Annotated in this window: 12 protein-coding genes; 10 read left to right on the plus strand and 2 right to left on the minus strand. The window is 53.3% G+C overall.

Going from position 1 to position 11,835, the window contains the following annotated elements; genetic code table 11:
- The 3 genes from JWF83_RS16755 to JWF83_RS16765 are packed head-to-tail and all read left to right on the plus strand — an operon-like array spanning position 1 to position 2,274.
- On the plus strand, positions 1-690 hold the full coding sequence (locus tag JWF83_RS16755; RefSeq protein ID WP_413651547.1) for an ABC transporter permease: 690 nt from the start codon (positions 1-3) through the stop codon (positions 688-690).
- The gene (locus JWF83_RS16760) at positions 687-1,379 is read left to right on the plus strand and encodes an ABC transporter permease (protein ID WP_413651548.1); all 693 of its coding nucleotides are present in this window, start codon (positions 687-689) and stop codon (positions 1,377-1,379) included. Before JWF83_RS16755 ends, JWF83_RS16760 begins: the two co-directional genes overlap by 4 nt.
- Positions 1,380-1,398: 19 nt before the next feature.
- Complete coding sequence (locus tag JWF83_RS16765) at positions 1,399-2,274, plus strand: arginase family protein (protein ID WP_413651549.1); 876 nt, start codon at positions 1,399-1,401, stop codon at positions 2,272-2,274.
- A gap of 86 nt (positions 2,275-2,360) precedes the next feature.
- Here the strand turns inward: JWF83_RS16765 and plsB are convergent, their stop codons facing one another.
- Positions 2,361-4,793, minus strand: coding sequence for a glycerol-3-phosphate 1-O-acyltransferase PlsB (plsB, locus tag JWF83_RS16770; RefSeq protein ID WP_413651550.1), 2,433 nt, complete (start codon positions 4,791-4,793; stop codon positions 2,361-2,363).
- Between the two features lie 128 nt (positions 4,794-4,921).
- On the opposite strand from plsB, the gene JWF83_RS16775 reads away from it, so the two are divergent.
- The 4 genes from JWF83_RS16775 to JWF83_RS16790 all read left to right on the plus strand — a co-directional run bounded on the left by JWF83_RS16775 (position 4,922) and on the right by JWF83_RS16790 (position 7,903).
- Positions 4,922-5,290 carry a diacylglycerol kinase gene (locus tag JWF83_RS16775; protein WP_413651551.1) on the plus strand — a complete coding sequence of 123 codons (369 nt, stop codon included), beginning with the start codon at positions 4,922-4,924 and terminating at the stop codon, positions 5,288-5,290.
- A 105-nt stretch (positions 5,291-5,395) separates the two neighbouring features.
- Entirely contained in the window at positions 5,396-6,004 is a 609-nt protein-coding gene (gene lexA, locus JWF83_RS16780; RefSeq protein ID WP_413651552.1) for a transcriptional repressor LexA, read from the plus strand.
- Positions 6,005-6,137: 133 nt separating this feature from the next.
- Positions 6,138-7,454, plus strand: a complete 1,317-nt coding sequence (gene dinF / locus JWF83_RS16785) for an MATE family efflux transporter DinF (RefSeq protein ID WP_413651553.1) — start codon at positions 6,138-6,140, stop codon at positions 7,452-7,454.
- 236 nt (positions 7,455-7,690) lie between these two features.
- Positions 7,691-7,903 (plus strand): CsbD family protein, encoded by a 213-nt coding sequence (locus JWF83_RS16790; protein WP_413651554.1) that lies wholly within the window; start codon positions 7,691-7,693, stop codon positions 7,901-7,903.
- A gap of 135 nt (positions 7,904-8,038) precedes the next feature.
- Here the strand turns inward: JWF83_RS16790 and zur are convergent, their stop codons facing one another.
- The gene (gene zur / locus JWF83_RS16795) at positions 8,039-8,554 is read right to left on the minus strand and encodes a zinc uptake transcriptional repressor Zur (protein ID WP_413651555.1); all 516 of its coding nucleotides are present in this window, start codon (positions 8,552-8,554) and stop codon (positions 8,039-8,041) included.
- 460 nt (positions 8,555-9,014) lie between these two features.
- Between zur and JWF83_RS16800 the strand changes: the two genes are divergently transcribed.
- The 3 genes from JWF83_RS16800 (at position 9,015) to pspG (ending at position 11,773) form a co-directional block, all read left to right on the plus strand.
- Positions 9,015-10,256 (plus strand): conjugal transfer protein TraF, encoded by a 1,242-nt coding sequence (locus tag JWF83_RS16800; protein WP_413651556.1) that lies wholly within the window; start codon positions 9,015-9,017, stop codon positions 10,254-10,256.
- 101 nt (positions 10,257-10,357) lie between these two features.
- Complete coding sequence (dusA, locus tag JWF83_RS16805; protein ID WP_413651557.1) at positions 10,358-11,353, plus strand: tRNA dihydrouridine(20/20a) synthase DusA; 996 nt, start codon at positions 10,358-10,360, stop codon at positions 11,351-11,353.
- Between the two features lie 189 nt (positions 11,354-11,542).
- On the plus strand, positions 11,543-11,773 hold the full coding sequence (gene pspG, locus JWF83_RS16810) for an envelope stress response protein PspG (protein ID WP_413651558.1): 231 nt from the start codon (positions 11,543-11,545) through the stop codon (positions 11,771-11,773).
- The last annotated feature ends 62 nt before the right edge of the window (positions 11,774-11,835 follow it).

The following is an 11,835-nucleotide window of genomic DNA, read 5'->3' on the forward strand; positions in this document are numbered from 1 at the left end:
ATGGTGGCACAATATATTATCCTGATACTGGAGGCGGGAGGGGTAACTTTGCGGCTGGCATTTACCTCCCTGATTATCGCAACGGTAATCGGACTGGCCTGTGCGCTGTGGAAAACAAAAAATAACCGCATTATCTCTGGTCTGGTGTCTGGCTACACATTGCTGGCGCGCGGTATTCCTGACCTGGTGATGATGTTATTTGTATTCTACAGTTTGCCTGCGTTGGTTAATGCCGGCTTTGAACGTTATGGCAGTGATTATACTTTCGAAATTAGTCCGTTTGTGGCGGGTGTGGCGACTCTCGGTTTTATTCTCGGCGCCTATATGACGGGCACCTTTTATAACGCCCTGATTAATATCGCACGCGGTGAGCTTGAAGCGGCACAGGCCTACGGATTCAGCCGGTTGCAGATTTTTAGCGCTATTATTTTGCCGCAGCTGATCAGGCTTTCATTGCCGGGGTTTACCAATAACTGGCTGGTGCTGATCAAAGCAACGGCGCTGGTTTCATTGCTGGGCCTTGAGGATTTAATGTCAAGGGCCCGCAGCGCAGCCGAGGCCACCGGGCAACCCTTTACCTTCTATCTGCTGGCGGGCGCATTTTATTTCGTCGTATCACTGTTGTCAGTGGTGATACTGAAATATTTAACGAAAAAATATGCGTCGGGTATCAGGGTGGTGAAAATATGAACTGGGCGATTATTGCCGAAAATAGCCGGGACTACCTGAATGGTACGCTGCTGACTCTGTTGCTAACGGCCGGTGCGCTGGCGCTTGGTTTTATTCTGTCGCTGAGTCTCGCGCTGCTCAGAAACCAGGGTTCGGTGGTGATTAACAGTGTTATCAGTCTGTATACCATTGTCTTTCGCGGTACGCCGCTATTGATTCAGCTATTCCTGATCTATTACGGGCTGAGCCAGTTCGGTTTTATTCAGACATCGATTTTCTGGCCATGGCTGTCCAGCCCGCTTTTTTGTGTCTTGCTGGCCTTTGTGCTGAATACCTCAGCCTACACCACCGAGATTTTTACCGGCAGTATCAATAGCCTGCCGCCTGGTGAAATTGAAGCGGCAAAAGCCTATGGCATGACTTATAGCTGTCGCGTCCGACGCATATTGCTGCCAGCAATGCTGACGCGATCTTTAGCGCTGTACAGTAATGAAATGATCATGATGCTGCATGCCACCTCGCTGGCCAGTACGGTGACGTTGATGGAACTCACCGGCGTGGCAAGAAATATCAGTCTTAATTACTACATTCAGTTTGAACCCTATGCAACGGCTGGCGTTATTTATCTGCTTATTACCCTGGTTATGGTCGGGGGCTTCCGCTATGCGGAAAAAAGATGGGGTAAATATTTACACACTGGTCGCGGTTAGTTAAATCACAGAGGTTTTTATGCAACAGAAAAGACAGTTCGAATTATGGGGTATTCCCTTTGATGGTGAGGCCACCCTCGGCTGGCCAGGCTCACGTCATGCGCCGGCGAAAGTACGTGAGTGCGCCCGCTGGATTAATATGCGTATTCAGGATGGCAAAATTTACAGCCTTGAAAATGACACCATTATGGATGTCGGCAATGAATTATTTATCGACCGCGGCGATGTGGCGGTTATTCCCTCTGACACGCTGAAAACCTTCGCTGCCACTACCCGGACGGTAGTCGAGTCGATTAACAGCGGTCGCGTGCCAATTATGATTGGTGGCGATGATAGCCTGCTGTTTCCGATTGCCAAAGGGGTACACGATGCCTTACCGGGTCGTATCGGCATCGTACATTTTGATGCCCATCTGGATCTGATGGATGAGAGTGAATCACAGGGGCGCTTCAGCCAGTCAAGCGGGATGCGCCGGTCACTTGAGCTGGAACGTATTGCACCGCAGGACTGCATTCAGGTATGTGAAAGACACTTCAATTTTCCGGCATCCGGCCAGTTTAAACACGATAACCAGCTGGTGCATTTATCGGCGCGGCAGGTGTTAAAAATGGGACCGGATGAAACGGTAAAATATATTCTGCAGCAGGTAAAAGGTGCGGATCATCTGTTTTTATCGTTTGATATCGATTCCGTTGATCCTGCTTATGCGCCCGGGGCCGGAGCGCATGAACCTGGCGGTATTACTTCTGATGAGGCTTTACAGATGGTGGCCATGCTGGCGCCGCACTGTGCCGCGATGGCGATCACCGAAGTGAACCCGACGAAAGATGTCGGCGATATGACCTCCACTCTCGCCGCTTATCTGGCGTTTACCTTTGCGGTCTACGGCAGCTGATTTTCCTGACGCCGCGCCCGGAAATAAAAACGCCCGGTGAATCTCACCGGGCGTTTTCGTCACTGGGTGTCGGGCGAAGCTGGCGTTTACAGCGGTTGCTCCGCCACCACGGCACTTTCAATCGTCAGACGGACTTCCTGCGTGATGAGATCTGCCAGCAGCTGATAAACTTTCTGCGTCTGCTCAATCAGCGCATCACCGGTATCACTGATATAGCCTTCGTCGCGTAAGGTCAGGACCAGTGAGGAGAACACCGCTTTATCAAAGAACTCCGGCGCGTTAATACCGTGCAACACCGACAGGCGCTGGGCCATGGTGCGGCTCTCTTTTTCCAGTGAGCCGCGGTTAATCGCCGGGTTAGCACTGAGAATCGAGAAGGTAATGGCATAACGTTGCAAGGTTTCACGTACCCCGGCAGCCAGCAGTTGCAGCGTGCGGGAACGTGCCGGGATAAAGCGCAGACGGTTGTCATCGCCGGCCAGCAGCCCCTGACGGGACAGTTCAGCAATCAGATCGTCCAGCACCTGCGGCAGCTCCTCTTTGCTCCAGCGCAGGAACAGCTCACTTTTCAGCATGGGGTAAATGACGCTGACCTGACGTAACAGCTCCGCCCGCGACAGTTCGCGATGCTGCTGCACAATGGCCGCAATCAGGGCCGGTAACACCAGCATATGATGGATATTATTACGGTAGTAGGTCATCAGCACCGCCTGCTCACGCGGCAGAATAATAATGTCACCGATATTGTCCTGTTCGGTTTCAAACTTATTCATGCCCAGCGCACTATCCAGCAGCGCTTCAGCGCTGATATCCGGCACCGTCGCATCCGGCGAGTAAGGCACGTTGCGCAGCAGCTGGAGATAACATTCGAGCTGTTCCGTCAATTGCTCGCGCGTCAGCGAGCGCTGGCGCGAGGCCAGCAGCGCCGTGACGCACAGATTCATGGCATTGGCGGCACCGGCATTATTAATCCGTACCATCACGCGCTGGGCGATATCATTCACCGCAGGCGTCAGCCAGCCGGGACGCTGGGCTTCGATAGGATCAATCGAGTCACGCCACTCCGGTACATGCTTATTCAGATAGTTAATCAACGGCAGCGGTTCGCCAAAGTTAACGTAACCCTGGCCGAGATTGCGCAGCTTGCGTAAGCCGCGCACCATCTGCATAAAGCCTTCTTTCTCTTTGGTCGCGCCCCGCAGTTCTTTGGCGTAAGTCCCCACTTCCATCACATGCTCATAGCCGATGTAGATTGGCACCAGCGTAATTGGGCGGTTACCGCCGCGCAGCATGGCCTGAATGGTCATCGACAGAGTGCCGGTTTTCGGATCGAGCAGACGTCCGGTGCGTGAACGGCCACCTTCCACAAAGTATTCCACTGAATAACCGCGGGTAAACAGCTCGCCGAGGTATTCACGGAACACCGTGGCATACAGCTTATTGCCCTTAAAGGTGCGGCGAATAAAGAATGCCCCGAGACGGCGGAAAATCGGTCCGGCCGGCCAGAAGTTCAGGTTAATACCGGCGGCAATATGCGGCGGCACCAGCCCCTGATGATAAAGCACATAGGAGAGCAGCAGATAGTCCATATGGCTGCGGTGGCAGGGCACATAAACAATCTCATGGCCGTCCTGCGCCAGCTGACGTACCCGCTCTCCGCCGTTGACGTTAATCCCCTGGTAGAGCTTGCTCCACGTCCAGCCCATAATACGATCGGTGAGACGGATCGCTTCATAGGAGAAATCGGCGGCAATCTCTTCCATCAGTTCAATGGCGTTTTGCTGCGCTTTCTCATGGGAGATTTTACGCGTACGCGCCTCATCTTCTACCGCTTTGGCGATAGCTTTCGACTGCAGCAGGCGACCAAACAGCTCCTGACGTACCGGCAGGCGCGGGCCGACCGCCGCCAGACGCTGACGGGCGAAATGCATGCGCGCCACGCGCGCCAGCTTCTGGGCGATGGTCTTATCGGTGCCGTGTTCGGTGGCCATGCGGCGCAGCGAAACGGTCGGTGAGAAGCGAACAAAGCTGTCGCGCCCTAACCAGATAACGGCAAAGAACTTCTGCACGCCGTTAAGTACGCGCAGATGCGGCGTTTGCTCGCCCTGAACTTCACGTCCCGGCGCACGACCAAACATCACCGAAATCGGTACCATCTGCACGTCCAGCGCCGGGTTGCTGCGATGCAGATCCAGATAGTCGTGGAACAGTTTTACCGATTCGAGATTCGGGACGAAATAGGGGAACAGACGCGGACCGTCATGGATAAACACATGACGTGGTAAAACCGTACCATCGATCTCCAGCGGATCCAGCGGGTCGGGCAAGTCACGTTTGCGACATTGCGCACGTAGCGCGAGGAGATCAGCCTTTGAATCATAAGGCAATACATACATAATGGGGCGCGATCTGTCGAGCCCAAGTTCCGCTACCGGATCGGCCGGGATAGCTTTACTCTTCACCAAAAATGAGAGTGGTAAGTTTAATAACTTGTAGTAGAAATTACGCCAACCTGACATAGACAACATGAAGCCTCTTGTTAGCAAAGCGCGGCAAGCATACCAGAAAGCGCTATTAAGATCTGTTGTGTTGCAATATGTGCGCCACCCAGAAGTGGACGTTAAACATCTCAAAGGGTTCCATAATTATGGCAAATAATGTAACTGGTCTGACACGCATCATAAAAGCGGCAGGCTACTCATGGAAAGGGTTACGTGCAGCCTGGCAGAATGAGGCCGCATTTCGTCAGGAATCCGTTGCTGCGGTGGTGGCGATTATCATTGCCTGCTGGCTGCATGTTGATGCCGTCACGCGCGTGTTGCTGATTGGTTCGGTGCTGCTGGTGATTATCGTGGAAGTGCTGAACAGCGCGATTGAAGCGGTAGTGGACCGGATTGGCAGCGAACAGCATCCGCTCTCCGGACGCGCCAAAGATATGGGGTCGGCGGCGGTATTACTGAGTATTCTGCTGGCGCTGCTGGTCTGGATCACCCTGCTGTGGTCATATTGGGCTTAGGCCGACAGAAATCGCCAAACTGCTGTTTTTTACACAGCTTTAGGTTTCCAAGCCACCAATACCTGTATATACTCACAGCGACTGTATAAACAACCAGGGGGCGGAATGAAAGCATTAACGGCAAGGCAGCAGCAGGTATATGATCTGATTCGTGACCATATTAGTCAGACCGGTATGCCGCCTACGCGCGCCGAGATTGCCTCGCAATTAGGTTTCCGTTCCCCTAATGCCGCGGAAGAGCATCTGAAAGCGCTGGCGCGTAAAGGCGTGATTGAGATCGTCTCCGGCGCTTCGCGCGGTATTCGGCTGATGATGGAAGAGGAAACCGGGCTGCCGCTGATTGGGCGCGTTGCTGCCGGCGAGCCATTACTGGCAGAACAGCATATTGAAGGCCATTTCCAGGTCGACGCGAATCTGTTTAAACCTAACGCTGACTTTTTGCTGCGTGTCAGCGGCATGTCAATGAAAGACATCGGTATTATGGATGGTGATTTGCTGGCGGTGCATAAAACTCAGGATGTGCGTAATGGCCAGATAGTGGTGGCACGCATTGATGATGAAGTCACGGTTAAGCGCCTGAAAAAACAGGGCAATGTTGTGCAACTGTTGCCGGAAAACAGCGACTTTCAGCCGATCGTGGTCGATCTGCGTCAGCAATCCCTGACGATTGAAGGTCTGGCGGTTGGCGTAATCCGCAACGGCAACTGGCTGTAAGTTACCTCTCTTGTTCCTTACGCGCGCTGATGTCTTCCTGAGGCACGCGTAAGGTAAACTTGTTGGTCTCACCCCATTTTTGCGCCAGCCAGCGTGGCTGTGCCGCTTAATCGCGTTGTGGAAGCCTGGGCGATTGTTTACTGCTACCGATAAAAACCTCTGGCGGCTGGCGCTGCCGATGATCCTTTCCAATATCACCGTGCCCCTGCTGGGTCTGGTGGATACTGCCGTTATTGGCCATCTTGACAGTCCAACGTATTTGGCTGGCGTGGCGGTAGGCACCACCGCCACCAGTTTTCTGTTTATGCTGCTGCTATTCCTGCGGATGAGTACCACCGGTTTAACCGCTCAGGCCTTTGGCGCTGGTGATAAACCGGCGCTGGCGCGTGCGCTGATGCAGCCATTATCCATGGCGCTGCTGGCCGGTCTGCTGTTTATTATGCTGAAAGAGCCGCTGAGTACGCTGGCCACCTCGCTGGTTGGCGGTAACCCCGAAGTATTGCGTCAGGCGCAACTGTTTATGTCGGTGCGCTGGCTTAGCGCTCCGGCGACGCTGGCAAATCTGGTGCTCCTCGGATGGCTGCTTGGCGTGCAGTATGCCCGTGCGCCGGTGATCCTGCTGGTAGTGGGCAATCTGGTCAATATCCTGCTTGCCCTGTGGTTCGTTACCGGCCTCGGTTGGGGAGTGCGCGGCGCGGCAGCGGCGACGGCAATCGCCGAGTATGTCACGCTGCTTATCGGGCTGGTGATGGTATGGCGGGTGCTAAAGCTGCGCGGAATTGCCTTTAGCCTGCTGAAAAATAGCTGGTACGGCGATCTTCGCCGCCTGATGCGGCTGAACCGCGACATCATGTTGCGTTCGCTGATGTTGCAGCTCTGCTTTGCCTCATTAACTATCCTCGGCGCGCGGCTGGGCAGTGAGGTGGTAGCGGTCAACGCGGTGCTGCTGATGTTCCTCACCTTTACCGCCTATGCGCTGGATGGTTTTGCCTATGCGGTGGAAGCTTGCTCCGGCGAAGCATATGGCGCGCGCGACAGCGATAAGTTGCTGCGCGTATGGCATGCGTCCTGCCGTCAGGCCGGGCTGGTGGCGCTGAGTTTCTCGCTGCTCTATGCCTGCAGCGGCGAAGCGATAGTCGCTATGCTGACGTCATTACCCGAGTTGCGTGATATGGCCGATCGCTACCTTATCTGGCAGGTGATTCTGCCGCTGGCTGGTGTCTGGTGCTATCTGCTGGATGGTATGTTTATTGGCGCCACCCGCGGCAGCGAAATGCGCAACGGTATGGCGATTGCCGCGCTGGGATATGCGCTCACCTTATTGACGTTGCCATGGTTAGGCAACCACGGTTTATGGCTGGCGGTGATGGTGTTTCTGCTGCTGCGTGGCCTGTCGCTGTGGTTTATCTGGCGGCGGCACTGGCAGCGTAACAGCTGGTTCGCTGGTTGAAATATTTGCTTACCGGACTGTTTTGCAGAAATAATGGCTTAAATATAGATGTTTTTCAGGTGGTTACTCTGTTTTGCTACGGGCTAATTAGTGTTAATTGCTGCATTGTGACCTCATTATCGCGAATCACGACTACAATTAACTCTGTGTTTAGCAAATGGATAGCGTTTTATTCTGACATCATGCAGATGGATAAGATGAAACACTGAAACTTTATCACCTGGAGGTATCACATTATGAATAGCGATCAAGCCAGCGGTAACTGGAAACAGTTCAAAGGTAAAGTGAAGGAAAAATGGGGCAAGCTCACTGACGACGACATGACGGTGATCGAAGGTAAACGCGATCAACTGGTAGGTAAAATCCAGGAACGTTATGGTTACGCTAAGGATCAGGCGGAAAAAGAAGTTAAGGAGTGGGAAACCCACAACAGCGACTATCGCTGGTAATCATTTGCCAGGGGCGGCAGTAGCGCCGCCCGCACCGGCAACAGTGATGCAGACTGAATTATCTGATCTCAAGCCCATTTAAGGACGATGCTCCTGCCGGGCACAAGGAAAGTGCCGCTTCAGACCGCCCGCCATTTAGCGTCCCCGTTTCTTACTTACCACCGAATGATCATGCTCGCAGCTTTCCTGATGCGTGCAGGCTTCTACTTCCTGACAGCTGACACACAATCCATGGGCTTCAATGACGCTGTGGCGTAAGGCGAAACCTGACTGGTGCGCCAGCACCTGCAGAATATCTTCAACGCCTGCGGCGTGTTTTTCATTTACTGAACCGCAGCCATCGCAGATCAGCATCGCCGAGCTGTGTTGCGGTTCTTCAAAATGGTGACACACCACGTAGCTATTGTTGGATTCAACACGATGGATAAAGCCCTGCTCCAGCAGAAAATCGAGTGCGCGATAGACGGTGGGTGGCTTTGCCTGCGGTTCGGATACCCGCAGCAGATCAAGCAAGTCATAAGCGCTGATGGCGCCTTTCTGTTCAGTCATCAGACGTAAAACTTCCAGACGTTGCGGTGTCAGACGCACATTGCGCTGCTGACAGAGTTGTTCTGCCTGCGACAGAAGTTGTTCAGGAAGGGTGGCGCTCATGATGAATCTCCAGACCGTAATGAGATGTTATTTTATCACGTACCGCAAAAAACGCCGAACCCTCTGTTTTCGTCTCGCCAGTGGCGCGGCTGCCAACCTTCCGCGTCGCGATAGGTTAAATAATATTTATCTGACATTACGCCCAATCAGTAATGCAACTTACTCATTTATCTTAAGTTAAATCCTGTACTTATCTTTTCCTGCGCTAATTCTGTGATTTGCGATACAAAATAAAGCGGTCTACTGTTAAATGATGCTTATCTGGCTAACCGGATTTACTCCACCTCTGCCCGGGTTAATGATTAGCCATTAACAGATTATAAAAACTCCAATCACCAGATAAGCCCACTGAAAGCGAGTGAGTTCACGGCAACGACTGTCCGCCCGAAGCGCATTATTTGGGTTGGGGCATTCTGCGTGCATTTAGCGTGTTAATTTCAATTCGGGTGGTTTCAGGCAAATGGCAAATATATCAGAGCGTATTTTCAGGACTTTTCATCCCATCGTGTTAAAAGCGCTGTTACTGGTGCCGTTCAGCGGCATGGCGGCAGGAAATTACTATGATGCTCGTAATGACGCAATGGGGGGCACCGGTGTCGCGTCATCCAGCTGGGGCACCGCGCCGTTAGCAAATCCGGCGTTGTTGACCAAAGCGCAGCCTGATGATCATGTCAGCGTGATTATCCCTTCCGTAGGCGTGCAGTTAACCGATAAAGATAAGCTGGTCAACAAAGTCGACGATATTGCCAATACGGTTGACAGCTACCGCGGTCTGACCGACAGCTTCACCTTCGCTGATTATCCAAAGCTACAGGCGGCGGCAGGCGATCTGGCCAACCGACTGCGTGATATCCGCAACAACACCGCAACCGGCAGCGCCGGCGCGGCCATCGTCGTGGCGATACCGAATGAGGTGTTACCTTTTGCCTTTGTCAGCAAAGTCTACGGCACCGCTCATCTGGCGACCGATGTTTCACAAAGCGATATTGATTATTTACAGGGCGTGGCGGATGGCACCATCATCCCGCTGGCTGGCGATGAAGACCGTTTAACCTCTGCCGGGCTGGGACGTGGAGCGATTGTTACCGACTACGGCATTGCCATGGCGCATCAGTTTAATCTGGCGGGCCATCCGGTATCACTTGGCGTAACGCCTAAGCTGCAGAAAACTTATCTGTATAACTACAGCGTATCGGTCTACAACTACGATAAGTCAGCCTTTACTGAAGGCCGCTATAAAAATACCAATACCGGTTTTAACCTTGATGCCGGTCTGGCGACGGATTTTGGCGATAACTGGACGCTGGGTTTAAGCGCGCAAAACCTGATTTCACGTGATATCGATACCAAAGAGGTGAGTGGTTACACCGATACCTATCAGATTCGCCCACTGGTCACCAGCGGCCTCTCCTGGCATACGGAAAAACTGACCACCAGCCTGGACATTGATTTAACCCCAACCAAACGCTTTAAAACCCAGCAGGAGAGTCAGTACGCTGGTGTCGGCGCTGAGTATCGTCTTTTCAGCTGGTTACAGCTGCGTGCCGGTTATCGCGCGGATATGAAGTCAAACGACGCGAATGTTGCGACCGCGGGTTTTGGTATCTCACCCTTTAATAACTCAGTGCATCTCGATCTGGCGGGTTCTGTCGGCAATGACAACACCTGGGGGGCGATGGCGCAAATTGGTTTTAACTTCTGATCGTGGCTTTTGGGCGAGGCATCCCTCGCCCCTGCGCCATTCTGTGATATCATTGCGCATATTATCGACATCGATTCACCCCCACAGAGTTATCGTTTTTCATGACCCAGAATCTACCCGCTCATCGCTTTTCTGTTGCTCCCATGCTTGACTGGACCGATCGCCACTGTCGCTATTTTCATCGTCAGCTGAGCAGCCAAACGCTGCTGTACACCGAAATGGTGACCACCGGGGCGATTATTCATGGCAAAGGAGATTATCTCGCCTGGAGTGAAGAGGAGCAGCCGGTGGCATTGCAGCTGGGCGGCAGCGATCCGGCAGCGCTGGCGCAGTGTGCCAGACTGGCCGCAGCGCGTGGCTACAACGAAATCAATCTTAACGTCGGTTGCCCGTCCGATCGGGTGCAGAACGGACGTTTTGGCGCCTGTCTGATGGGCGAAGCGGCACTGGTGGCTGATTGTATTAAGGCAATGCGCGATGTGGTGTCGATACCGGTGACGGTCAAAACCCGTATCGGTATTGATGAGCAGGATAGTTATCAATTTCTCTGTGATTTTATTGGTACCGTCGCCACGCAGGGCGGCTGCGAGATGTTTATCATTCATGCGCGTAAGGCGTGGCTTTCCGGTCTGAGTCCGAAAGAGAACCGCGAAATTCCGCCGCTGGATTACGAGCGTGTTTATCAGCTGAAACGGGATTTTCCGCAGCTGACCATGGCGCTGAATGGCGGCGTAAAAACGCTGGATGAGGTGAAACTGCACCTGCAGCATCTGGATGGGGTGATGATGGGGCGTGAGGCCTATCAGAATCCGGGCATTCTGGCGCAGGTGGACCGTGAACTGTTTGGCCTGCCGGTGGCGGACCGCGATCCGCTGGCGGTTGTGCGCGCCATGTACCCCTATATTGAGCATGAGCTAACGCAGGGCACTTACCTTGGCCATATCACCCGCCATATGCTGGGGTTATTCCAGGGCATTCCGGGTGCGCGCCAGTGGCGCCGTTACCTTAGCGAAAACGCGCATAAAGCGGGTGCTGATGTTGCGGTGCTGGAAACAGCGCTGTCGCTGGTGGCTGATAAAATTCCCGCCAGCGTTTGATCAGACTACAGCAGGGCGGCGCTGCTGGCCCTGCCTGGTCAAAAGCTCGCCAAATATTAAGCAATTTAACCAACTTCTCTGCCGCCTGTTGCCACTAAAGCTCCGTTTTTCAATCAGTTAGCCTGGTCTGATTTCTGGCATGTTTCTTGTAATAGCTCTGCGGTACTAACTTATTACGGAGCCTGGCGTATGGAAATCCTGTTTGTTGCTGGATTCTTTTTGATGTTGCTGCTGACCGGCATCTCGTTACTCGGCGTGCTGGCGGCGTTAGTGGTCGCCACCCTGGTCATGATGGTGGGCGGCTTATTTGTTTTTGTTATAAAGTTGTTGCCGTGGCTGCTGCTGGCGCTGGTGACGGTGTGGATCTACCGTGCCTGCCAGAAGCCCAGGATAAGACGCGGTAACTGGACATCACGTTGAATAATCAATAACTTGCGTGATTAACTGGTTGGCTTAATGCGGGCTGGATCACAACATGGCAT

The sequence above is a fragment of the Pantoea sp. B65 genome (assembly GCF_047308185.1).
In the GTDB taxonomy this organism is placed as follows: Bacteria; Pseudomonadota; Gammaproteobacteria; order Enterobacterales; family Enterobacteriaceae; genus Erwinia.